Raw genomic sequence first — 23,193 nt, 5'->3', positions numbered from 1 at the left:
ATTGCGGCGCCGGACGGTGACATCGCATCCCGGCCTGCCTATACACCGGCCGAATCCCGCTTCAAGGAACCGAATCCATGACAATTCTCGTCCTCGGTCACAAATCGCCCGATACCGACTCGACCGGCTCGCCCATCCTCTGGGCCTGGTACCTGAACGACGTCGTGGGCCAAACCGCGGAGCCGGTCCTGCTCGGCGAGCCCAATACCGAGGCGGCCTGGATGCTGGAGCGCTGGGATCTGCCGAAGCCCAAGATCATCGACACGCTCGACGAGGGGCAGGAAGTCGTGATCGTCGACACCAACAATCCCGCGGAACTGCCCGACACGATCGGGCGCGCGGATATTCGCGGCATCATCGACCACCACCGCCTCGCCGGTGGGCTGACCACGAAGGGCCCGGTCGACATCACGATCGAGCCGCTGGCCTGCACGGCCACCATCATCCACCGCCTGATGGGCGAGAACGCGGGAAAGATGCCCGACTGGGCCAAGGGCGCGATGCTTTCGTGCATCCTGTCCGACACGCTCGAATTCCGCTCCCCCACGACGACGGACGTGGATCGCAATCTCGCGAAGTCCCTCGCCGAGGATCTCGATCTGCAGATCCCCGCCCTGGCCGCCGAGATGTTCGCCGCCAAGTCCGACGTCTCCGCCTTCTCCGACAAGGAATTGCTGCGGATGGATTCGAAGGAGTTCGAGACCGGCGGCAAGTCGTTCCGCGTCTCCGTGCTCGAGACTACCTCGCCCGAGGCCGTGCTGCAGCGCAAGGAAGCGCTGATGGCGGCGATGGAGGAGGTCGCCAAGGAGGACGGCGTCGATCAGGTGCTGCTCTTCGTCGTCGACATCCTCGAGGAGGAGGCGACGCTCCTCGTCCCGAACGAGGACGTGCGCAAGATGGCGGAAAAGAGCTTTTCGACCGTCTGCGGCGGCGACACGGTCGTGCTGCCCGGCATCGTCAGCCGCAAGAAGCAGATCATCCCGAACCTGACCGTCTGATTCGCCTGCGAAAGGACGGACACCGCCATGACCCAGATCATCGACGCCCTGTCCGAGGTCGCTGAGGATTACGACGCCGTCTTCTGCGATCTCTGGGGGTGCCTTCACGATGGAGTCCGGGCCCTGCCCGAGGCGGTCGAGGCGCTCACGCGGTTCAAGGAGGGCGGCGGAAGCGTCGTGCTCCTGACGAACGCGCCGCGCCCGCGCGCCTCCGTGGCCGAGCAGATCGCGGCGATGGGTGTGCCGGAGGATTGCTGGGACACGATCGCGACCTCTGGCGACGCCGCCCGGCTCGCGATGTTCCGGGGCGAGATCGGCCAGAAACTTTACCATATTGGCGTGGATCGCGATTCGGGCTTCTTCGAGCCGTTGCAGATCATGGAAAACCCGGTCGAGATCACACGGGTTCCGCTTGCCGAGGCGGAGGGGATCGTCTGCACCGGGCCGTTCGACGCGCATGCCGACCCGTCGGTGCTGCGCCCCGAACTCCTCCATGCGAAGACCCTCGGCCTGCGGATGCTCAACGCCAATCCCGACGTCGTCGTCGATCGCGGGGAGCGCCGCGAATGGTGCGCGGGCGCGGTGGCGGAACTCTACGAGAGCATGGGGGGCGAGGTCCTGTCCTTCGGCAAGCCGTATCCGCCGGTCTACGACCTCGCGCGGCGGCGGCTTGCGGAGTTCGGCGCGGACGTTCCCGACAGCCGGATCCTTGCCATCGGCGACGGAATCGCCACGGACGTGAAGGGCGCGATCGGGGAAGGTCTCGACGTGCTCTTCGTCACGGGCGGGCTCGCCGCGGCGGAGACGGAGACCACGCGCCAGCCGCAGGAAGCGGCGCTGCGTTCCTTCCTCGATTCGCAGATGATGTCCCCCACCTTCGCGATCGGCAAACTCCGGTAGCATACCCCGCGATCCTTGCCGCGCCGGGACATCGCCAGATCGGCGTAGCGCGCTTATCGAATTGCCAATCTTTCGGTAGGTCTAATACGCGGGTCTGCTGGGGGGCCGAAACGATGATCGGAAGCGGTCGCTCCACGATCTTCATCGAAGACATGCAGATCGGCATGGTCCGGTCGATGGAGAAGCTCGTCACCACGCGCGACATCGAGCTTTTCGCGGAAGTGTCGAACGACCACAATCCCGTCCATCTCGACGAAGATTACGCGCGGGACACGATCTTCAAGGGGCGCATCGCGCACGGGATGCTGACGGCGGCCCTGATCTCCGCGGTGGTGGGCGAACGTCTGCCCGGACACGGAACGGTCTATCTGCGTCAGAGCATGGCCTTTCTCGCCCCCGTGCGTCCGGGCGACACCGTCCGCGCGGAGGTGGAGGTAACGGCGATCGATCTCGGTCGGTCCCGCGTGGGCCTGGCCACGCGCTGCCTCGTCGGCGGGGTCGTCGTGCTGCGCGGCGACGCGCTGGTGCGCGCGCCCTCCCGCGCCTGATCGGCTGCGCCTGGACGGGCGCTTGCGCGGCACGCCGCCGCCCGCTATCCGCAGGCCATGCGGATCTTTCGCACCTATCACGACCTCCCCCGGGACGCCCGCGGCGCCAGTGCCGCGATCGGCAATTTCGACGGCGTCCATCTGGGCCATCGGGCCGTGCTCGACCTCGCGCGCCGCGGCACCGACGCCCCGCTCGGCGTCGTGACCTTCGAGCCCCATCCGCGGGAGGTCTTCGCTCCGGACGGCCCGCCCTTCCGGCTCATGAACAGGGAAGCGCGGGCCCATCGGCTGGAAAAGCTCGGCGTCGAGCGGCTTTTCGAGCTGCCCTTCGACGCGGCACTGGTCGCGATGACGCCGGAGGCCTTCGCACGCGACGTGCTCTCGGAGGGGCTCGGCCTCTCCCATGTCGTCGTCGGCGCGGATTTCCGCTTCGGCAAGGCACGCGCCGGAGACGCACCCGCGCTGAAGGAATTCGGCAGCCGCATGGGCTTCGACGTGACCATCGCGGACCTCCTGCAGGAGGAGGGGACCGAGATTTCCTCTACCCGCATCCGCGAGGCGCTCGGCGCGGGCGATCCGCGGGCGGCCGCGTCGATGCTCGGGCATCTTCACCGGATCGAAGGGCCGGTGGTCGGCGGGGAGCGGCGCGGGCGCGAGCTCGGCTATCCGACCGCGAACATGTCGATCGACGGGCTCCACCCCCCGCGGTTCGGCGTCTACGCGGTGGAAGTCGACATCCTCGACGGTCCCGATGCCGGCCCGCATCTCGGCGTCTCCTCGATCGGCGTGCGGCCGATGTTCGGCGAGAACCGACCGAACCTCGAGACCTTCCTCTTCGATTTCACGGGCGACCTCTATGGCCGCCATCTCTCCGTCGGGCTCGTCGAGTTCCTCCGTGGGGAAGAGACATTCGACGGTCTCGACGCGCTGATCGCGCAGATGGATGCCGACAGCGCACGCGCCCGCGCGATCCTCGCCGCGCGATGAGCGGCCGCGACCCGATTCGTCGCGATGTCGGCCGCCCGCGCTTCTGGGAACGCTTTCCGCTCGAGGAGCTCTCCTCGGCGGAATGGGAAGCGCTCTGCGACGGCTGCGGCAAATGCTGCCTCAACAAGCTCGAGGACGAGGACACGGGAGAGGTCGAGCTCACGCGCGTTGCCTGCCGCCTCTTCGACGACGGCACCTGCCGCTGCGCCAATTACGAGATCCGCAAGCAATTCGTCCCCGAATGCGTGGTGCTGACCCCGTCGACCCTGGCCGACGCGGCCTACTGGATGCCGCGCACCTGCGCTTACCGCCTGCTCCACGAGGGCAAGCCGCTCTATCCCTGGCACCCGCTCATCTCCGGTGACCCCGAAAGCGTCCATGCGGCGGGCGTCTCCGCGCAAGGGATCACCGTCCCTGAATTCGAGGTCGACGAGGAGGATTGGGAGGAACACATCATCGAGGAGCCAATGTGATGCATTATGCCTCCGACAATTCCGGCCCCGCCCATCCCAAGGTGATGGAGGCGCTCCTGGCCGCGAATGCGGGCTACGCCCTGCCCTACGGCAACGACCCCGCGACGGAAAGGGCGCGCGCGCACATCCGCGAGGTGTTCGAGGCGCCTGACGCGGCGGTCGAGTTCGTGGCCACTGGATCGGCTGCGAACGCCCTCATCCTCGCCACGCTCTGCAAGCCCTGGGAGGCGATCTTCTGCTCCGAAGTGGCGCATGTGGAGGCCGACGAATGCGGCGCGCCCGAATTCTTCACCGGCGGCGCCAAGCTCGCGCTCGTCCCCGCACCCGATGCCCGCATGTCCCCCGCCGCGCTCCGCGACCGGATCGACGGGACGGCCCAGGGCAACGTCCACAACGTGCAGCGCGGGCCGGTCTCGCTCACCAGCGTCACGGAACGCGGCACGGTCTACGATCTCGATCATCTCCGTGCACTCGCGGGGACCGCGCGGGAATTCGGCCTGCCCGTCCATCTCGACGGCGCGCGCCTCGCCAATGCCCTCGCCACCCTAGGCTGCAGCCCGGCGGAGATGACGTGGAAGGCGGGCATCGACGCGGTGAGCTTCGGCGGTACGAAGAACGGGCTTCTGGGTGTCGAGGCGGCGATCTTCTTCGATCCGGCCCATGCCTGGGAATTCGAGTTGCGGCGCAAGCGCGGCGGGCATCTCTTCTCCAAGACCCGCTACCTCGCCGCGCAGATGGACGCGTATCTCGCGAACGGCCTCTGGCTCAGGATGGGGCACGACGCCAATGCCGCCGCCGCGCGGCTTGCCCAAGGGCTCTACGAAAGCGGCACGGCGACGCTTCTGCATGAACCGCAGGCCAACATGGTCTTCGCCAGCTTCCCGCGCGCCGCGCATCATCGCCTGCGGCAGGCGGGCGCGCAATTCTACTCGATGGGGAGCCTCGACGGCCCCGATGAGGAGCCCGTCGGTGCCCGCCTCGTCTGCGACTGGTCGGCGAGCACCGCGGATACGGAACGCTTCCTCGACATCCTCGAGGGCTGATCCGCCCGCCTCAACCCTTGCCCAGGTGATGGTCGAGATGCCCGAGCCGGTCCTGGCCCCAGAACCGCTCGTCGTCGTCGGTGATGTAGAACGGCACGCCGAAGACGCCCGCCGCGACCGCCTCCTCGGTGTTGCGGGTATAGGCCTCCGCCCCGCTCAGGAGCCCGCTATCGACGAGCGACGGCGCGAAACCCGCCTCCTCGAGGCAGGCGCGGATCACGTCGTCCTCCGCGATGTTGCGCTCCTCCGCCCAGACGGCCCGGGCGATGGCGTGGACGAGCGTGCCGAGATCGCCGCCCCCCGCATCCTGCGCCGCGATGACCGCGTAGGAGGAGGGCGCGGGGTTCGTGGGGAAGAATTGCGGTTTCGGATTGAGCGGCAGCCCCTCCATCTCGGCCACCCGCTGCAGGTCCTGCAGACGGTAGGCCTGGCGGTTCGGGTGCCGGTCGCCCGGCGGCAACCCGCCGGTGCGCTGGAAAAGCGTCAGCACGTCGAGCGGACGGTAGGTGATCGTCGCCCCGTGCCGCTCCGCGATGCGCTCCAATCGCGTGCCGGCGAGATAGACGGCCGGAGAGATTGTGGAGAAATGATACTCGATATGCGCCATGGCCGCCTCCCGCGTCCGCCTCAGGTTTGCGAAACCGTAGGCGCGTGCTAGGCGGTGTCAACGCGGCGATTCCCGCCTGACGGGGTAGCCGCACCGCGCGCCGCGAAGGAATTTTCCCATGCCCTCCCCGTCCGAGCCGAAGCTGATCTCCGGCAACTCGAACCCGACACTCGCGCGCGCCATAGCGCGGCGCATGACGATGCATCGCGGCCTCAGCGTGTCGCTCGTCGATGCGCGCGTCGAACGTTTCAACGACCAGGAGATCTTCGTCGAGGTCTACGAGAACGTGCGCGGCGAGGACATGTTCATCATCCAACCGACCTCGAACCCCGCGAACGACAACCTGATGGAGCTGCTCATCATGGCCGATGCGCTCCGCCGGTCGTCGGCCGCGCGGATCACGGCCGTGATCCCCTATTTTGGCTACGCCCGTCAGGATCGCCGCACCAAGGCGAGGACGCCCATCACGGCGAAGCTCGTGGCCAACATGATCGTGGAATCCGGGATCGAGCGGGTTCTGACGATGGATCTGCACGCCGCGCAGATCCAGGGCTTCTTCGACATTCCCGTTGACAACCTCTACGCCTCGCCGATCTTCGCGCTCGATATCGCGCATACGTTCAAGGCGAACCTGGACGACGTGATGGTCGTCTCGCCCGACGTGGGCGGCGTGGCGCGGGCGCGCGAACTCGCGCAGCGGATCGGCGTGCCGCTCTCCATCGTCGACAAGCGCCGCGAAAAGGAAGGCGAGGTCGCGGAGATGACGGTGATCGGCGACGTGGAGGGCAAGACCTGCATCATCGTCGACGACATCTGTGACACCGCCGGAACGCTCTGCAAGGCCGCCGATACCCTGATGGAGGCCGGGGCGCAGGAGGTTCATTCCTACATCACCCACGGCGTCCTGTCCGGGCCCGCCGTGGACCGGATCGGACGGTCGGTGATGAAGAGCCTCGTGATCACCGACTCGATCGAGCCCACCGATGCGGTGCGCCATTGCGACAACATCCGCATCGTGCCGACGGCGCCCATGTTTGCCCAGGCGATCCTGAACATCTGGAACGGTACATCGGTCAGTTCGCTTTTCAGCCCCGATACGCTAGGGCCGATCTACGAGGGGATGTACAGCCCGGCCTGACACGGCCCGGCCGCGGGGCCGTCACTCGGCGGCCCAACCCTTCTCGGATGCGGGCTTCATGCGCGCGCGCCACTGGCGCGCCATCGTGACGATCCGCGGCTCCTCGGTCATCTCCGGCGTCAGCAGCATGTGCTTGCCGCTGTGCCAGGCACCGAGGTCGAGCGCGCTCAGCCAGGACAGCGGAACCGCCAGGGCAAGGCTCGCCGCGATCGGGATGAGCCAGAGCGAGATCAGCCCGGCGAAGAGTCCGGCCACCAGCGCGAAGCCCAGTATCGTCTCGAGCAGGTGGAAGCGGACGAGATCGATGACCGGCATCGACCCGCCCTCGCGGCGTTGCGGCTGCCAGTCGCCCGAGAGCCCGAACGTGGCGCGCAGGACGGCGAGAAGCTGCTGGATCATCAGGACGGGTGCGAGCGCGATCGCGGAGAAGATCTCGAGGATGAAGGACCCCCAAAACCGCGCGATGCCACCAAAAGCCCGGTAACCCGTACCGGTGAGCGCCAAGGCGCCCGCCGCCATCAACTTCGGCGCCAGCAGCATGACATACATGAAGATCAGCATGCCGAGCCCCTTCGGACCCGTGATCTCAGGCCAGTTCGGCATCAACGGGTTCTCGGGAGAGAAATAGCTGATGACGTTGGCGTCCTCGCCCCGTCCGAGCAGAGCCCAGACGACGAGAAGCGCGAACCAGGCGGGCGACATAAGGTAGGCCATCGCGCCCGCGAAGAGGTGGAAGCGGGAAACCGGGTGAAATCCCTTGGCGCACAGAAGCCGCAGATGCTGCAGGTTGCCGTGGCACCAGCGACGATCCCGCAACGCGTAATCGACGAGCGAGGTCGGGCTTTCCTCGTAAGACCCCGCGATCCGCGGCAGGAAGCGCACGGCCCAGCCGGAGCGGCGCAAGAGGCCCGCCTCGACGAAATCGTGCGACATGATGAGCTTGCCTTCGCCTTTACCCTTGGCCTTGAGGCGCGGCAGTCCGGCGCAGAGCGCGAAGGCACGCGTCCGGATGATGGCGTTGTGACCCCAGTAATTGCCCTCCTGCCCGGCCCAGGCGGCAAGTCCTTCGGCGAGGAGCCAACCATAGGCGGCGGAGGAGAATTGCTGCAGCCGCGCGAAAAGCGACCGGGCGCCGATCAGGCGCGGCAGGGACTGGATTAGGCCCGCGGACGGGTCACGTGCCATCTCGCAGGCGAGCCCGTCGAGCGCCTCCGCGCTCATCAGGCTGTCGGCATCGAGCACGATCATCGCGTCGTACCGGCCACCCCAGCGCGCGACCCAGTCCGATAGGTTCCCGGTCTTGCGATCAGTGTTATTTTCCCTGCGGCGATACCAGGCCGGCAGGGCGGCGTCCCGCTGCAGGATACGGAAGGCGCGTTGCTCGCTCGCGATGATGTCCGGATTCTGGCTGTCGCTCAACGCGAAGAGCTCGTAGCTGTGCTCGCTCTCGCGATCCGACAAATCTGCGAGCATGGCGCCTGCATTGCCCATCACCGCATCCGCGTCCTCGTGGTAGATCGGCACGACGAGCGCGACCTTGAGCGGTTTCGACGGCGCGTCGGGCGCGGGCCGCGGCGGCTGGCGGAAGCGTATCATGAGGCCCAAGGCCGCGGAGCAGACGCCGAAGCAGATCCAGAAGAAAGTAAAGCAGACGAGCCCGATGAGCCCCGCCTCGATGAGCGAGAGCCGCCCCTCCCCGAGCCAGTCGCCGAGGCCGATGGCGACGCCGACCGTGATCGCGGCCGCCGTCAGCAGGGTGAAGACGCGCATGCGCCACACGCCGCGCAGACGTTTCCAGACCGGCACTTCGGCATCGTGATGCCGGGCGGAGAAATCCTGCTGCGGATGCGCGAGGGGAACTTCCACCGGAGTGGAGTTCAACTCGCTGTCATATCGTGTCATGCCGTCCATCTGTAGAGCCAAACCTCCGAAATCCGCCGGTCCCCTATTCCAAGCTGGGCCCGCATCTCGAGCGAAGTGATGTCGCCGGGATCAAAGGTTAAGGCCATTCGGGCGCCACCGGTTTCAGGATTTCTGCGAACTTCGGCATGAATCAGCGTCGCCTCGCCTATAGAGACGTGTGGTTCAACCTCACGGAGATCCGATGGCAATATTTCATGCGGTGCGAAATCGATCGTGACGACCTGACCCCGCACTGGGCTGGCCCCGATTCGCGTCTGGATCACCCGTGTGACCGGCAAACCGGGCGCCGGATCGGCCGCCCAGCGCATCGAATAGCGCAGCCGGTTCTCCGTGCCTGCGGTCAGGCCCTCGCGCGGCCGCCAGTAGGCGACGATGTTGTCGTAGTATTCGCGATCGATCGGTATCTCCACGAGCGCGACCGATCCACGGCCCCAGTCGCCCTGCGGCGTGATCCACAGGCCGGGGCGATCCTGATAATGCGCCTCGAAATCCCCGAAATCCGAAAGTTTCCGTGCCCGCTGCATCAGGCCGAACCCTTTCGGGTTCTCGTCGAGGAACGCGCTCACCTGCAGCGCTCGCGGATTGGCGAGCGGCCGCCAGAGCGGCTCTCCCGCCCCGTTGAGGACGAGCAGGCCGTCGCTGTCATGCACCGCGCTGCGGTAATCGTCGAAACGGCCGCGATTGGTCTCATCGAAGAGGAACATGCTGGTCAGGGGCGCGATACCCACCTCGGCCATGTCGACGCGGGGGAAAAGCGTGCAATCGACGGACATGTCCGTCCGGTCTCCCGGCGTGATGTCGAACCGGAACGCGCCCGTGACGGACGGAGAATCGAGCAGGGCATGGATGCGGAACGTGTTGCTGCCCATAGCCGGCGCCTCGATCCAGAGGCGGGTGAAATCAGGAAACTCCTCGCCGGCCTCGGTCGCGGTCCCGACCGCGAGCCCGCGGGCCGACAAACCGTAGGTCAGGCCGCGGGCGATGGCACGGAAATAGCTCGCGCCCTGGAAGACCGCGAATTCCTGGAAGATCCCCGGCCGCTCCATCTGGGCCCGCAAGCGGATGCCGGAATAGCCCAGCGTATCGTCGATCGGCAGGTCCGGCGCGTCGTCGGTCCGATCGAAGAGCGCGATGTCGAACATGACCTCCCGCGCCGTGCCGTCCTGCACCACGTCGATCCGCACCGGTTGCGCATACCACAACCCCGGATGCAGCATGTCGACATGGAGCGGTCCGTCGCTGTCGGCGAAGAGCGCATCGCGCCCGCGAAACCAGTATTTGCGATAGGCGTCGTAATTGATGTCCGTCCAAGCCTTCGGCACTTCGGGGGTCGGGACGAAATCCTGCTTGGCGAGCTGCCGGGCGAGGTCGCGGACCGTCTCCGGCCCGAAGGCCGCGGCCGAGCCGAACGAGATATCGGCCGCTGTCGCGCGTCCTGCGAACCCAAGCGCGGTCATGCAGGCGAGGAGGCTGCGGCGGGACATCGTCATTCTTGTTTCCTTGGATTTGCTGGTCTGGCGGAAGTTAACTTTTAGGCGATACGGATCACCACCGAGAGGATCATTGGGCGAAGGCCGCCCAGATCAGCATGTCTCTGCCGACAGGATGCCCGGCGTAGAGTGTTTTCCCTGGCCGTCCTGCTGCGAACCGACCCCCGGGATCGCGCGGCTACGCCCGCTTCACCAGTGGTCTGTCGTCAGAACGGCATGACAGCGACCGGGTTCCCGGCGCCGCCCTCCCACGAGCCATATCTCCTTGCAGTGAAATGATTTCAAGACCCGTCACATCCGATACACCTAAAGGTGTAGCACCCGGCCCGTTCCACGCCGGGCGCTCATCCGGTGCGGGTATATTCGGCTACAATCCCTGCCTCGGTCGCCGATTGTGCGCGTTTGAAGGCTCCGTTTCTGCCACCGAGGGAATCACCTCACCTCGCAGACGTCTCAAGGTTTCATCCCTATCGGACCCCCGGACGCCGTTTCCCTGAAACGGACGTGGATCACCCACCCTGGTTCTCGGCAGCCCTTTCCCGATCAAGGCGCGGGAGCTTCACCTCTCGCGCCTGAAAATGCGGCATGTCCGGCTCCAAGCGGAAAACCCGATCGGCGGCCTGCACGGATGCGGACGCGCGCTCCGCGATCCGTTGACAAGGCCGCGCCGGATTGCAATGCGGAGGCCATCCCCATGGCGGAGACCCGATGCGACGGACGATGCCAGCGACCGAGCGAGCGCCCCTGCCGCGGCTGACCCCACTCGGCCTCGACGGGATCCTCGTGACCTTCGGCGACACGCTTTCGGACCCCGCGAACCGGGCGGCGCTCGCCTTCCGCGCCGCGATCGAGGAGGCGGCCTGGGACGGCGTGCGGGAGACGGCCTCCTCGCTCTGCTCGGCCTATCTCGCCTTCGATCCGGCCCGCCTCTCGCTGGCGGAGGTCACGGAACGGGTCCACGACCTCCTCGCCCGGCGCGACTGGAGTGCCGAGGGCCTGCCCGCACGGCGCCGGCGCTTCGTCATCCCCGCCTCGTTCGAGGGCGACCACGCGCCGCAGCTCGCCGATGCGGCGAAGCTCGCGGGGCTCGACCCGGAGGAGGCGGTGGCACAAATCTGCGCCCGCCCGCTCCGTGCCCTCGCCCTCGGATACGCGCCCGGACAGGCCTATCTCGGCAGCTTGCCGGAGCATTGGGATCTCGCGCGGCAGAAGGATCTCACCCCCACGGTGAAGGAGGGCGCGGTGGTCACGGCGGTCCGGCAGGTGATCGTCTTCGCCTCGACGAGCCCGACCGGCTGGCGACAGATCGGGATGACCCGGTTCCGCTGCTTCCGGCCCGAGGATGCGGAGACGCCCATCGCACTCGCCCCGGGCGACGAGGTGCAGCTGCGCCCCGTCTCCGCCGCGGAGCTCGACGACCTGGCCGAGAGCGGTCCCGACGGGGGCGCCGAGGTGGAGGTGCTCGAATGACCCGCCTTCTCCTCCACGAGATCGGTCCCGGCGCGTCCGTACAGGATCGAGGCCGGCCGGGCTATCTCGCGCAGGGGCTCTCGCGCGGCGGCGCGGCCGACCGGCGCGCGCTCCTCGAGGGCGCGGCGCTGCTCGGCCAGTCGCCCGACCTCGCGGCGCTCGAACTCACCGGGCGCGGCGGCAGCTTCGGCGTCGACGCGCCCGCCCGGATCGCGCTCACCGGCGCGCCGATGCGGGCGCGGCTGGGCGAGCGCGACCTCGCCTGGAACGCGTCCCACCGCCTCGCGCCCGGCGAGACCTTGAGCCTCTCGCCCGCACGGCGGGGCGTCTGGTCCTATCTCCACCTCGGCGGTGGCATCGCGACGGAACCGCAGCTCGGCAGCCGCGCCGCGCATTTCTCCATGGGGCTCGGACAGAAGCTCGAGGCGGGCGGCACGCTTCCCCTGGGCGAGGATCCGGGCGGCGAGGCGAACCGCGTCCTCGACGCCGAGGACCGCTTCGGCGGCGGCGAGATCCGGATCCTGCCCTCCGCCCATACCGCGCTCTTCCCCCGCGAGGATCTGGAGCGGTTCTGCGCCACGACCTTCACCCGCGATCCCCGCGGCAATCGCCAGGGCGTGCGCCTCGCCCATGACGGTGCGCCCTTCGCGACCGAGGGCCAGCTCGCCCTCGTGTCGGAGATCATCGTGCCCGGCGACATCCAGATGACGGGCGAGGGCACGCCCTACCTCCTCGGCCCCGAATGCCAGAGCGTGGGCGGCTATCCCCGCATCGCCTCGATCCTGCCCGCCGACCTCCCCCGCGCGCTCCAGACCGCGCCCGGCGGCACCCTCACCTTCGCCTTCGTCGATCCCGAGGAGGCCGCCCGCGAGGCGGAAACCGAGGAGGCGTACCTCCGGCGCATCTCGAAGACCCTGCGCCCGCTGGTCCGCGACCCGCACGACATCCCCGATCTCGGCCGCTACCAGCTCATCTCGGGCGTGACGGCCGGCCGCCCGGACAATGGAGACTGACATGGCCCACGTGGACCTCAACTCGGACATGGGCGAGGGTTTCGGCCCCTGGCGGATGGGCGACGACGCCGCGCTCCTCGACATCGTGACCTCCGCCAACATCGCCTGCGGCTTCCATGCGGGCGATCCCGACGTGATGGCCGCGACGATGGCGCGCGCGGTGAGGAACGGCGTGGGCATCGGCGCCCATCCGGGCTTCGCCGATCTCGCGGGGTTCGGGAGACGGGAGATCGACCTGCCCCCCGCCACGCTCGCGCATCTCATCCAGTACCAGGTCGGTGCCGCGCAGGCGATGGCGCGCGCCGCGGGCGGAGAGGTGCGGCACCTGAAGCTCCACGGCGCGCTCGCGAACATGGCCTCGCGCGACGGGGAGATGGCCCGACGCTGCTTCGACGCGGCGCTTGCCGTGGCGCCCGACCTGATCCTCGTCGTTCTCGCCGCCACGCCCATCCAGGAGGCCGCGGAAGCGCTCGGGGCGCGCTTCGCCTGCGAGGTTTTCGCCGATCGCGGCTACGAGGACGATGCGACCCTCGTTCGGCGCGGCACGCCCGGCGCGATGATCACGGATGCCGACGCCGCGGCGGAGCGGATGTCGGAGATGGTCCGCGACGGCGTGATCGTGACCGCCTCGGGCAAGCGGATCGAGACCCGGATCGATACGATCTGCCTGCATGGCGACGAGCCCTCCGCCGTCGCCGCGGCCCGCACCCTGCGCGACCGCCTCGAGGCCGACGGGGTGGAGATCAGGACCTTCGGCTAAGAGGCCGCGCTCCGCGACCGGCGCAAGGCCGGGCGCCGTCGCCTCACGACGGGCGGGATGCTGGACGGAAGCGGACGTTGCCGCTACTCGCGAGGGCCATGTACAGGCGCGTGGCCATCGTCGCCGATCCCGGCGCGGTCCTGAGAAGGCTCTGCGACCGGATGGGCCTGACATTCGAGGCCGGGATGGCGGCGTATCGGCGGCACGGGCACCATGTGTTCGCGGGAAACTTCGGCACCCTCTCCCTGATCGCGGGACAGGGACGGGGCGAGGGTCCGGCGAAGCTGGTCGTCAAGCGCAACCAGAGCCTCTACGACCGTCGCGGACGGGCCATCTTCGACGATCAGCGCTGGCGCGATGAGCTCGCTCCCTGGCAACTGGACGTCATCGATCGGCGGGCCGGGGCGCTCAACCGGGCCTTCGGCTACGCGTGAACTTCGATCCCGCAGCGGACGGGGCCGATGCCACCCTCCGGACTTAACAAACCCCGCGCCATCGACTACCCCCGTCGCGTCCGCCAAAGGGAGAGACCGCCATGCCCGTCCTCATCGCCCCCTCGATCCTCGCCGCCGATTTCGCAGCGTTCGGCGAGGAATGCCGCGCGGTGGAAGGCGCGGGGGCCGACTGGATCCATGTCGACGTGATGGACGGGCATTTCGTGCCGAACCTCACCTTCGGGCCCGCGACCGTGAAGGCGATCCGCCCGCATGTCCGGGGGCTGCTCGACGTCCACCTGATGATCGCGCCCGTCGATCCCTTCGTCACCGCCTTCGCGGAGGCCGGCGCCGACATCCTGACCGCGCACGTGGAGGCCGGACCCCATATCCACCGCACGCTGCAGACGATCCGCGATGCCGGGATGCGTCCGGGCGTGGCGCTCAATCCCGGCACGCCCGTCGAGGCGGTAGCGCCCGTGATCGACCTCGTCGATCTCGTCTGCGTCATGACCGTCAATCCCGGCTTCGGCGGGCAGCGCTTCCTCGATGTCAGCCCGAAGATCGCCGCCTTGCGCGCGATGATCGGCGACCGTCCCATCCATATCGAGGTCGATGGCGGCATCGACGCCTCGACCGCGCCCGGCGCGGCACGGGCCGGTGCCGACGTGCTCGTCGCGGGATCGGCCGTGTTCCGGGGCGGCAGCGCGCGGATGCCGGAGGTCTACGCCGCCAACATCACCGCGATCCGTCAGGCGGCGGAGGGGGTCTGGACCTGACCCCGCGTCCCGCCCGCATCCGGTCCTCCCCGCGCCGCCGCTCCACCGCCTGCGCCGCGACGAGCCACCAGAGCGCGAGGATCGGGGCCCAGAGGAGGGCCGCCATCGCCGAGCGCCCAAGGAAATAGAAGCTCACGCGGAACGGCGCGGCGGCGAGCCATCCGGCCGCATCGGGCACCCGTCCCGCATAAAGGGCCCCGAAGAGCACCGCGCCCGCGAGCAGCCCCGCCCCCGCCGCGAGGACGACGCCGAGGGCGAGCCGCGCCTGCGACCGCGTCCCCCGCGGCACCGCGCTCCACGCGACGAGAAGCACCAGCGTCGTCAGCGCCAGCGCGGGCAGCACCACGCTGCCGACAAATCCCGTCTCCACGCCCATCTTCCCTCACCCCGATCCCGCCTCGCGTCCTACGGCCACGGTCGCGATCGGGTTCCCGGGTTGCGCGCGACGGGCCGCGCGGCCACGATCGACGGCGCGTCAGGAGGGAGCACGCGATGAACGAGGAGTGGCGACCGGGCGCGCGGAACGCGATCACCGATGTCGCGGGGCTCGCCGTGGGCCAGGCGGAGGATGCGACGCTCAGGTCCGGCGTCACCGTGCTTCTGCCGGACGCACCGATGAGCGCCGGCGTGCACGTCATGGGTGCGGCGCCGGGCACGCGGGAGACGGACCTCCTGCGCCCGGGCACGCTCGTCGACCGCGTGGACGCGCTCGTCCTCTCGGGCGGGTCGGCCTTCGGCCTCGCCGCCGCCGACGGGGTCATGTCCGCCCTGAAAGCGCGCGGCCGCGGCTTCGAGGCGGCCGGGCACTGCGTTCCGATCGTCCCCGCGGCGATCCTCTTCGATCTCGCCGGGGGCGGCGAACACGGCTGGACGGAAAATCCCTATCCCGCGCTCGGACGCCGCGCCCTCGAGGCCGCCGGTTCCGTGGTGCGGGAGGGCTCGGTCGGCGCGGGCACGGGCGCCGTGGCGGGGCGGCTCAAGGGCGGGATCGGCACCGCGTCCCTTCGCCTGCCTGACGGCACCCATGTCGGCGCGCTCGTGGCCGCGAACCCCGTGGGCAGCGTCGCCTGCCCCGAGACCGGCCGGTTCTGGGCCGCGCCCTTCGAGATCGACGGCGAGTTCGGCGGGCTCGGGCCGCCCGACCGCGCCCCCGCCGCGACGGGTCCGCTCGTCAAGGGCGCCAACACCACCATCGCGATCGTCGCCACGGATGCCGCGCTCTCTCCGGCACGCGCGGAGCGGCTGGCGATCGTCGCCCATGACGGGATGGCGCGCGCCATCCTGCCCGCCCACACGCCCTTCGACGGCGATCTCGTCTTCGCCGCCGCGACCGGGCGCGGCTCCGATCCCGACCCGGCCGCCTTCCTCGCGCTCGGCCACGCGGCGGCGATCTGCCTCGCCCGCGCCATCGCCCGGGCCGTCTTCCGGGCGAGCCCGCATCCCGGCGACGCCGCACCCGCCTGGTCGGAACGCTGGGGCCACCGCCTCGCGCCGCCCCGGACCTGATCCGGGGCCCCGCCGATCGTCCGAGGTCCCGGGTCGAGCCCGGGACGCCGCGGCGCTCAATCCCGCCAGAAGCTCCGCGTGAAGATCACGTAGACCACCATCAGCTCCAGCCGCCCCGAGATCATTCCCGCGATCAGGAGCCATTTCGCCGTGTCGTTGATCGGCCCAAAATAACCCGACGGCCCGATGATCGGCCCGAGCCCCGGCCCGATATTGCCGATCGCCGTTCCCGCGCCGGAGATCGAGGTGACGACGTCGAGCCCGGTAAGGCCGAGGCCCACGGCCAGAAGCCCCAGCGACACGATGAAGAGGACGAAGAACGCCATGACGGAGGAGAGCACGTCGTCGCTCACCCGGCGATCCTCGAAACGCGGCGCGAAGAGGCCGTGGGGCGTGTGGATGCGCCGGATCTGCGCCGCGATCGCCGACATCAGGATCTGGTAGCGGAAGATCTTGATCGAGCAGCAGGTCGATCCCGCGCAGCCGCCGATGAGCCCGAGGAAGAAGAACACCACCATCGCGAAGGCGCCCCAGAGCTGGTAGTCGACGCTGGCGAAGCCCGTCCCCGAGATGATCGAGGTCACGTTGAAGACCGCCTCCCGCAGCGCGGGCTCGAACGTCGCCTCGTCCGCCGCGATCTCGAACGAGGCGAGAACCAGCGTCGCGGCGGAGATCACCATGAGATAGGCGCGGATCTGGGCGTCGCGCCAGAGCGGTTGCGCCGTCCCCGCGAGAAGCTGAACGTAACGCACGAAGGGCAGGCTCGCGAGGATCATGAACACCGAGGCCAGGTATTCCGGCCCCCCCTGGAACGCCCCGAAGGAGGCGTCGCTGGTGGAGAACCCGCCCGTGGAAACGGTGGTGAGCGCATGGTTCACCGCCTCGAACCGGTCCATCCCGAGCGCCAGGTAGCCCAAAAAACAGGTGAAGGTCAGCCAGACGTAGATCCAGCTGATCTGGCTCGCGATCTGCGCCGCGCGGGGCAGGATCTTGCCCATCGTGTCGAACGCTTCGGAGCGAAAGATCTGCATCCCGCCGACGCGGAGCTCCGGCAGGAAGACCATCGCCACGATGATGATCCCGATGCCGCCGAACCATTGCAGCATCGAGCGCCAGACGAGGATCCCCTCCGGCATCTCCTCGAGATCGGCGAAGACGGTGGAGCCCGTCGTCGTCACGCCCGAGACCGCCTCGAAGAACGCATCCGTCACGTCCGCGCCGATCGGCTGGAACAGGAACGGCAGCGCGCCGAAGACGGGAAGCGCCACCCAGACCCCGGTCGTGAGCAAGAAGGTCTGCTGGATCGACAACCGGTCCGCCGTCCCGTTGGCGCAGGCGATCGCGGTGAGCCCGCCCGTCATCGTGGTGATCACGCTCGTGGCGAGGAAGACATGCCAGTGCCCGTTGCCCGCGTGGATGTCGAACCCCATCGGCACCAGCATCGTCAGGCCGAGGCAGGCGGCGAGCATTCCGATGACGTGGCCTACGGGCCTGAGATCGATTAGCGGGACGGTCCGCCGCGCCGCGACCGTCACGGCAGGCGGGAATAGGCGGCGCGGCGCGCCTCGGGTGCCGGCTCGGTGGGCGGGCTCAGCGGCGCGCCGTCCTCCGCGAAGAAGGGCGTGCTCTTCCAGCCGCCCGAAAGCCGGGACGTGAGCACGCGCCGGCCCACGCCCGCGACCATCGCGACGAGGCTGCCATAGGGCCGCGGCACCCGCCCCGTGGCCGATTGGCGGAAGATCCGCGCGACCGGCCGTCCGAGCCTGTCCCCGGCGAACCCCGCCCCCATCATGCTGAGGAAGGGAATTCCGCGCCGCGGGGCGGTGTTGGCCACCGGCGCGCCGCAGCAATCCGCGTACCAGCGCAGTGGCCCGCGCGGCGTGAGGCGCAGGCAACGCAGGTGTTCCGCCCCGCGCAGGAGCGTCACCACTTCGGGCGCGGTCTGGAACAGCTGCGTCCCGCCGGCTTCATCGAGCGCGTCCTCCGCGCCGCGCAGCCGCGCGAAGGCCCGGCAATCCTCGCAATAGCACACGATATGCGCCCCCGAGGCGGGAACGTCCCGCACGGTGAAGCTCGTTGCACCGCAGGTGCAGGTCCAGTCGGTCGATTCAGCCATGCCCGTGACGCTAGACGCGGACCGCGCTCTTGTCATGTGCCGAAAAGGACGCGGACGCCGTCTCAGCCATGATGAAGGAGCGTCGCGAAGAGCCGCGGGTCGAGGCTCGCCTGCGCGAAGGTCGCCCCCTCGGTCAGGACGGAGACGGCGTCGTGGCTGTGCAGGCTCTCCTGATGGCTCGCCACGACGCGGAAGTCGCGCACCCGCGGATCGGCGTCGAGCGCGCGCGCGAAGAGCCGCGCCGCATCCTCCACGAAGATCGGGTTGGCGGCGTTGAGCTCCGCGAAGGCCTGCTCGTCCTCGCGCTTGACCATCACCTGCGTCTCCGTGGGCACCGCGCCCCGGCAAAGCTCGATCAGGTCCTCGAACCACAGGCAGCCCGCCGCCTCGTCGAGTTCCACCGACAGCCGCGCCACGGAACGCTGCGAATGCGGCGTGGCGAGCTGGCCGCGGGCGCGCCGGGCATGTTCGGACAATTCCAGCGAACAGGGGCAGGTCGAGGAATAGACGTAGTCGAGATGCACGATCTTCTTGCGCACGCCCGCCCGCTCCACGAGTTCGAGCGCGATGTCGTAATACTGGTAGCCCGAGAGCCCGGAGCGCAGGCTGTCGATTCGGAGCGGATAGGAGAACCGCATCTGGATCCGCGCGTCGAAGCTCTCGAGATCGGTCTTCGTCGCGTCGAGCGCCGTCTCGATCACGTCGAAGCTGAACGTGTGGTCCGCATGGGCATAGAAGGTCCGCATGATGCGGGACATGTTGATGCCCTTCTTCTCCGCCTCGAGGCTGACCGTGCCCGTGACGGAGGTCTCGAGCGTCAGCGCGCCGTGGTCGCGGGTGCGGAAATGGATGGGCAGGCGGAAATTATGGATGCCGACATGCTGGATATGCCGCCGGTCGCCCTTGATCGACGCGGCCGGCCCGTTCTGCAGGTCGGGAAGCTCCGCCCGGTAGGCCGCGTCCGCGACGAAGCCCTCGGGATAGTCCGACGACAGGGCCGGATATTCCTCGCCCTGTGCCGCGGCGAAGGAGCGCAGTGACGGGCCCGCGCGATCGAGCGCGCAGCGATCGGCCGAAGCCGCCCAGGCACGCAACCGCTCGTAGAGCTCTGCCGCCTCCTCCGCCTCCATCGGCTCCGCGATGTCGGGATTATGGACGTTCATCGGCCTCTCCATCGACGCCACGCCCCGCCAACATAGCCTCGTTCAGGGCCTTACGCCACATCCTGCCGCCGCAGGCCTTCGAGCGCCCGCGTGATGTCGGCGAGCAGGTCGCGCGGATCCTCGAGCCCGACCGATAGCCGCACGAGCCCCGGCGTGATGCCGAGAACCGACCTCTGCTCCTCGCTCAGCCGCTGGTGCGTGGTCGTCGCGGGATGGGTGATGATCGACTTCGCATCGCCGAGATTGTTGGAGATGGTGATGAGCTGCAGCGCGTTGAGAAAGCGGAACGCCGCCTCCTGCCCGCCGGGGATCTCCATGGCGAGCACCGTGCCCGGCCCCTCCATCTGCGCCTCGACGAGCGCGCGCTGCGGATGGGCGTCGAGCCCGGGAAAGATCACCTTGCCCAGCGCGGGATGGCCGGAAAGCTCCTCCGCGAGCTTCTGCGCCCCCTCGGCCTGAGCCCGCACGCGCAGGTCGATCGTCTCCATCCCCTTCAGCATGATCCAGGCGGTGAAGGGCGACATCGCCCCGCCGGTATGCTTGAGATAGGGCTCGACCGTCTTGCGGATGAACTCCCGCGTTCCGAGGATCACGCCGCCGAGCGCCCGGCCCTGCCCGTCGATATGCTTCGTCGCCGAATAGACGACGACGTCGGCGCCCATCTCGAGCGCCTTCGAGAAGACGGGCGTGGCGAAGACGTTGTCGACGATCACCTTCGCACCCACCCCGTGCGCGATCCGCGCCACGCCCTGGAGGTCGATCACCTCGAGCGTCGGATTGGACACCGTCTCGAGGAACACGGCCTTCGTGCCAGGCCGCACCGCCGCCTCCCAGGCGCCGAGGTCGGTGCCGTCGACGAAGGTCACCTCCACGCCGTAGCGGGTCAGGATCTCCTCGAGGATGTAGAGACACGAGCCGAAGAGCGCGCGGGACGACACGACGTGGTCCCCGGCCTTCAGCATGGAGGTGAGCGCGCCGTTGACCGCCGCCATCCCGCTCGCCGTCGCGAAGGCGTCCTCCGTGCCTTCGAGGGATGCGATCCGCTCCTCGAACATCGCCACGGTAGGGTTGCCGTAGCGGGCATAGATGAACTCGTCGGGCCCGAGGCTCTCGAATCGCGCCGCGGCCTGTTCGGCGGTGTCGTAGACGAAGCCCTGGGTGAGGAAGATGCTCTCGCTCACCTCGCCGTAGCCGCTGCGCCGAATGCCGGCATGGACCATGCGGGTCCGGGTGTTCCAGTCGTCGTTCATGGGGGCGGTCCTTTCCACATGTATCCCCACCGATCGTCAGCCGGAGGCCATGCGGTCCCGACCTCTTTAGCGGCTTGTTTAACGTGGCCCGCAATCCGGTGCACAAATCGCCACGGAGCCCGTGCTAGTCGCCCCGACCCTGTCCGTCAAGCGCGAGGGCGCGGCCCGCGCCCGCGGGGCGCGATGCAGGAATTCTTAACCGAAAGATTCTACGCTCCATGCCAATCACGCAAGGACGAGGAAAGGATCATGTTCAAGAGAAGCCGCCGCTGGCCCTCCGATGCCCGCGTCCATGTCATCGAGAACGGTGAAACCATCCGTGCCTCGGTCTCCGACGTGAGCGAGGGCGGATTGCAGCTCGAATGCGCGCAGATCGACCGCAAACAGGGCGAGACCCTGAAGCTGATGGTCTCGGGCCTCACCTTCACGGGCACGATCCGCTGGCGCGGGAAGGCGAGCTACGGGCTCTCGTTCCAGCCGGAGCTGTCGCTCGACATCCTGCGCGAACTCACCTCGGGCGCCTATCGCGGCCCGGACCGCGGCCGCGGAGCGCCGCTGATGAACACGCTCTGAGGCGCTCACTCCTTCTCGTTGCCGTGCTCGCGGAAGAGTTTGCCCTGGGCGATGAAGAAGACGAAGATCGCGGCGGTGAGCCCGAAGGTTTTGAAGTTGACCCAGGCATCGGTCGACATCGTCCGCCAGACGACCTCGTTGAGCAGAGCGAGCCCGAAGAAGAACGCGCAAAACCGCCGCGTGAGGATCATCCATCCCGCCTGATCGAGCGGTATGAGCTCGCCCATGACCATCCGCAGGTAGCTCTGCCCGCGCAAAAGCCCCACGAGCAGGATGCCCCCGAAGAGCAGATAGATGAGCGTGGGCTTCATCTTGAAGAACCGCTCGTCGTTGAACCACACGGTCAGCCCGCCGAAGACGACGACGAGCACGAGCGTGGCCACCTGCATCCGGCTGAGCGTCCCGGTGATCCGCCAGATCGCCAGCATCGACAGCGCGAGGACCGGGATGAAGCCCGCGGTGATCAGGATGAAGCCCGAATATTCCGTGCCGCCGATCACGAAGACCCGGTCCCGCAAGAGCAGGTAGGCCACGAAGAAGAGCACGATCGGCCCCATTTCGAGCGCCGTGACGAGGCCCTTGTTCTTGTGTTCGCTCACTTTGCCGTCTCCGTCGTTCATCGTCCGGTCCTCATGTCTCGAGACCGGTCAGCGCGGCCGCGAATTCCTCGGGATCGAACGGGGCGAGATCGTCGATCTGCTCGCCCACGCCGATGGCGTGGATCGGCAGCCCGAACCGGTCGGCGAGCGCCACCAGCACGCCGCCCCGCGCCGTCCCGTCGAGCTTCGTCATGACGAGGCCCGACACGTCGGCGAGCTTCTGGAAGATCTCCACCTGGGAAAGCGCGTTCTGCCCCGTCGTCGCATCGAGGACGAGCACCGTGTTGTGCGGCGCCGTCGGATCCTTCTTGCGGATGACGCGCACGATCTTGGCGAGCTCCTCCATCAGGTCGCCGCGATTCTGCAGCCGCCCGGCCGTGTCGATCATCAGGAGGTCCGCGCCCTGCGCCTCGGCCTTCGTCATCGCGTCGAAGGCGAGGCTCGCGGGGTCGGAACCCTGCGGCGCCGTCATCACCGGAACGCCCGCCCGGTCGCCCCAGATCTGGAGCTGCTCGACCGCAGCGGCCCGGAACGTGTCACCGGCCGCGATCACCACCGTCTTGCCGGCGGCGCGGAACTGGCTGGCGAGCTTGCCGATCGTCGTGGTCTTGCCCGATCCGTTGACCCCAACGACGAGGACGACCTGCGGGCGGTGCGGATAGATCGGCAGCGGCCGCGCCACCGGCTCCATGATCCGCGCGATCTCGGCGGCGAGGAGGCGCTTGATCTCCGTGCTCGACATCCGCCGGCCGAGCCGCCCCTCGGCGATGTTGGCCGTCACCCGCGCCGCGGTATCCACGCCCATATCGGCCGTGATCAGCAGGTCCTCGAGGCTCTCGATCATGTCGTCGTCGAGGACCCGGCGCATCTCCGGCCCCGCCTCGCGCCGCCCGAAGAGCCGCGACAGAAGCCCGCCCCGCGCCTCGGAGGGCGCATCCGGTTCTGGCTGCGCCTCGGGTGCGGGCGGCATCACCCGGTCCACTTCCACCGCCGGGCCCGGCTGGACCGGGGGAGGCCCCGGCTCTGCGGCCGGGGCGCGTGGCGCGGGGGCCGGGGCGGGGCGCGGGGGGGGCGGCGTGGCGGGCGTCGGGTCCTGCGGGGGCAGCTCGATCGGCCGTCCGGGCTGCGGCGCCTCCGCGGGCGGGTCGGGCTGCGGCACCTCCTCCGGCGCTGGCGGCGGAACGGGATCGGCGGGCGCGGGGAACGGGTCCGGCGCGTCCGGCACGCCTTCGGAGACGCTGCCGCCCTCCTCCACGATTGCGTCGAGCCCCTCGTCGAGCTTCGAGGACGACTTGAAGAGCTTCGACTTGAGCTTGTTGAAGAACGACATCACGCCTCCCGATACTGCGGAACCGATCTAGGATGGATCGGCTTCCAAGGGAACCCGCCGCCCGGCCCGTCCTGCACGGCGCGATCCATGACG

At 68.8% G+C, this 23,193-nt stretch carries 24 protein-coding genes and 1 riboswitch; of the genes, 14 read left to right on the top strand and 10 right to left on the bottom strand.

Going from position 1 to position 23,193, the window contains the following annotated elements:
• Window positions 1-77 precede the first annotated feature (77 nt).
• From LX81_RS09665 to LX81_RS09640, 6 genes are all read left to right on the top strand, one after another.
• Complete coding sequence (locus tag LX81_RS09665; RefSeq protein ID WP_111537109.1) at window positions 78-998, top strand: manganese-dependent inorganic pyrophosphatase; 921 nt, start codon at window positions 78-80, stop codon at window positions 996-998.
• 27 nt (window positions 999-1,025) lie between these two features.
• Window positions 1,026-1,898: a TIGR01459 family HAD-type hydrolase gene (locus LX81_RS09660; RefSeq protein WP_111537108.1), complete on the top strand. Its 873-nt coding sequence runs from the start codon at window positions 1,026-1,028 to the stop codon at window positions 1,896-1,898.
• 113 nt (window positions 1,899-2,011) lie between these two features.
• Window positions 2,012-2,446 (top strand): MaoC family dehydratase, encoded by a 435-nt coding sequence (locus tag LX81_RS09655; RefSeq protein WP_111537107.1) that lies wholly within the window; start codon window positions 2,012-2,014, stop codon window positions 2,444-2,446.
• Window positions 2,447-2,503: 57 nt separating this feature from the next.
• Window positions 2,504-3,433 carry a bifunctional riboflavin kinase/FAD synthetase gene (locus LX81_RS09650; protein WP_111537106.1) on the top strand — a complete coding sequence of 310 codons (930 nt, stop codon included), beginning with the start codon at window positions 2,504-2,506 and terminating at the stop codon, window positions 3,431-3,433.
• Window positions 3,430-3,906, top strand: coding sequence for a YcgN family cysteine cluster protein (locus tag LX81_RS09645; RefSeq protein WP_111537105.1), 477 nt, complete (start codon window positions 3,430-3,432; stop codon window positions 3,904-3,906). Before LX81_RS09650 ends, LX81_RS09645 begins: the two co-directional genes overlap by 4 nt.
• Entirely contained in the window at window positions 3,906-4,949 is a 1,044-nt protein-coding gene (locus LX81_RS09640) for a threonine aldolase family protein (RefSeq protein ID WP_111537104.1), read from the top strand. The genes LX81_RS09645 and LX81_RS09640 overlap by 1 nt, the downstream gene beginning before the upstream one ends.
• A gap of 10 nt (window positions 4,950-4,959) precedes the next feature.
• On the opposite strand, the gene LX81_RS09635 is transcribed toward LX81_RS09640, so the two are convergent.
• The gene (locus LX81_RS09635) at window positions 4,960-5,556 is read right to left on the bottom strand and encodes a 2-hydroxychromene-2-carboxylate isomerase (protein ID WP_111537103.1); all 597 of its coding nucleotides are present in this window, start codon (window positions 5,554-5,556) and stop codon (window positions 4,960-4,962) included.
• A 118-nt stretch (window positions 5,557-5,674) separates the two neighbouring features.
• On the opposite strand from LX81_RS09635, the gene LX81_RS09630 reads away from it, so the two are divergent.
• Entirely contained in the window at window positions 5,675-6,694 is a 1,020-nt protein-coding gene (locus LX81_RS09630) for a ribose-phosphate pyrophosphokinase (protein ID WP_111537102.1), read from the top strand.
• Window positions 6,695-6,715: 21 nt separating this feature from the next.
• Here LX81_RS09630 and mdoH read toward each other — a convergent pair whose 3' ends face one another.
• Window positions 6,716-8,596 carry a glucans biosynthesis glucosyltransferase MdoH gene (gene mdoH, locus LX81_RS09625; RefSeq protein WP_111537187.1) on the bottom strand — a complete coding sequence of 627 codons (1,881 nt, stop codon included), beginning with the start codon at window positions 8,594-8,596 and terminating at the stop codon, window positions 6,716-6,718.
• Window positions 8,593-10,107, bottom strand: a complete 1,515-nt coding sequence (locus LX81_RS09620) for an OpgD/OpgG family glucan biosynthesis protein (protein ID WP_308418333.1) — start codon at window positions 10,105-10,107, stop codon at window positions 8,593-8,595. Before LX81_RS09620 ends, mdoH begins: the two co-directional genes overlap by 4 nt.
• Window positions 10,108-10,815: 708 nt before the next feature.
• On the opposite strand from LX81_RS09620, the gene LX81_RS09615 reads away from it, so the two are divergent.
• The 5 genes from LX81_RS09615 to rpe all read left to right on the top strand — a co-directional run bounded on the left by LX81_RS09615 (window position 10,816) and on the right by rpe (window position 14,563).
• A complete protein-coding gene (locus LX81_RS09615; RefSeq protein ID WP_234822552.1) occupies window positions 10,816-11,577 on the top strand; it encodes a 5-oxoprolinase subunit B family protein in 762 nt (253 codons plus the stop codon).
• A complete protein-coding gene (locus tag LX81_RS09610; RefSeq protein WP_111537101.1) occupies window positions 11,574-12,590 on the top strand; it encodes a 5-oxoprolinase subunit C family protein in 1,017 nt (338 codons plus the stop codon). Before LX81_RS09615 ends, LX81_RS09610 begins: the two co-directional genes overlap by 4 nt.
• A gap of 1 nt (window position 12,591) precedes the next feature.
• Window positions 12,592-13,350, top strand: coding sequence for a LamB/YcsF family protein (locus tag LX81_RS09605; protein ID WP_111537100.1), 759 nt, complete (start codon window positions 12,592-12,594; stop codon window positions 13,348-13,350).
• Window positions 13,351-13,448: 98 nt separating this feature from the next.
• Window positions 13,449-13,784, top strand: coding sequence for a hypothetical protein (locus LX81_RS09600; protein ID WP_111537099.1), 336 nt, complete (start codon window positions 13,449-13,451; stop codon window positions 13,782-13,784).
• Window positions 13,785-13,885: 101 nt separating this feature from the next.
• On the top strand, window positions 13,886-14,563 hold the full coding sequence (gene rpe / locus LX81_RS09595) for a ribulose-phosphate 3-epimerase (protein WP_111537098.1): 678 nt from the start codon (window positions 13,886-13,888) through the stop codon (window positions 14,561-14,563).
• Here the strand turns inward: rpe and LX81_RS09590 are convergent.
• Window positions 14,523-14,933 carry a hypothetical protein gene (locus LX81_RS09590; RefSeq protein WP_146259409.1) on the bottom strand — a complete coding sequence of 137 codons (411 nt, stop codon included), beginning with the start codon at window positions 14,931-14,933 and terminating at the stop codon, window positions 14,523-14,525. The genes rpe and LX81_RS09590 overlap by 41 nt on opposite strands.
• Window positions 14,934-15,055: 122 nt before the next feature.
• Here LX81_RS09590 and LX81_RS09585 point away from each other — a divergent pair, with 122 nt between their 5' ends.
• A complete protein-coding gene (locus tag LX81_RS09585) occupies window positions 15,056-16,069 on the top strand; it encodes a P1 family peptidase (RefSeq protein ID WP_111537096.1) in 1,014 nt (337 codons plus the stop codon).
• A gap of 56 nt (window positions 16,070-16,125) precedes the next feature.
• Here the strand turns inward: LX81_RS09585 and LX81_RS09580 are convergent, their stop codons facing one another.
• The 4 genes from LX81_RS09580 to metZ all read right to left on the bottom strand — a co-directional run bounded on the left by LX81_RS09580 (window position 16,126) and on the right by metZ (window position 20,598).
• On the bottom strand, window positions 16,126-17,538 hold the full coding sequence (locus tag LX81_RS09580; protein ID WP_111537185.1) for a TrkH family potassium uptake protein: 1,413 nt from the start codon (window positions 17,536-17,538) through the stop codon (window positions 16,126-16,128).
• Window positions 17,539-17,600: 62 nt separating this feature from the next.
• Window positions 17,601-18,185, bottom strand: coding sequence for a DUF6151 family protein (locus LX81_RS09575; RefSeq protein WP_111537095.1), 585 nt, complete (start codon window positions 18,183-18,185; stop codon window positions 17,601-17,603).
• 62 nt (window positions 18,186-18,247) lie between these two features.
• Entirely contained in the window at window positions 18,248-19,348 is a 1,101-nt protein-coding gene (gene folE2 / locus LX81_RS09570) for a GTP cyclohydrolase FolE2 (protein WP_111537094.1), read from the bottom strand.
• A 50-nt stretch (window positions 19,349-19,398) separates the two neighbouring features.
• Window positions 19,399-20,598 carry an O-succinylhomoserine sulfhydrylase gene (metZ, locus tag LX81_RS09565; RefSeq protein WP_111537093.1) on the bottom strand — a complete coding sequence of 400 codons (1,200 nt, stop codon included), beginning with the start codon at window positions 20,596-20,598 and terminating at the stop codon, window positions 19,399-19,401.
• Window positions 20,599-20,643: 45 nt separating this feature from the next.
• A riboswitch (SAM riboswitch) is annotated at window positions 20,644-20,722 on the bottom strand.
• Between the two features lie 125 nt (window positions 20,723-20,847).
• Here metZ and LX81_RS09560 point away from each other — a divergent pair.
• On the top strand, window positions 20,848-21,171 hold the full coding sequence (locus LX81_RS09560; RefSeq protein WP_170133906.1) for a PilZ domain-containing protein: 324 nt from the start codon (window positions 20,848-20,850) through the stop codon (window positions 21,169-21,171).
• Window positions 21,172-21,176: 5 nt separating this feature from the next.
• On the opposite strand, the gene LX81_RS09555 is transcribed toward LX81_RS09560, so the two are convergent.
• Together LX81_RS09555 and ftsY are read right to left on the bottom strand one after the other, a co-directional pair.
• Window positions 21,177-21,791, bottom strand: a complete 615-nt coding sequence (locus LX81_RS09555) for an inner membrane-spanning protein YciB (protein ID WP_111537091.1) — start codon at window positions 21,789-21,791, stop codon at window positions 21,177-21,179.
• Between the two features lie 10 nt (window positions 21,792-21,801).
• On the bottom strand, window positions 21,802-23,100 hold the full coding sequence (gene ftsY / locus LX81_RS09550; RefSeq protein WP_111537090.1) for a signal recognition particle-docking protein FtsY: 1,299 nt from the start codon (window positions 23,098-23,100) through the stop codon (window positions 21,802-21,804).
• Window positions 23,101-23,193: the final 93 nt, after the last annotated feature.

Origin of the sequence: Palleronia aestuarii, assembly GCF_003253995.1 — a bacterium.
GTDB lineage: Bacteria > Pseudomonadota > Alphaproteobacteria > Rhodobacterales > Rhodobacteraceae > Palleronia > Palleronia aestuarii.
The sequence above is the reverse complement of the archived record's forward strand: the minus strand, read 5'-3'. Positions and strand labels throughout refer to the sequence as shown.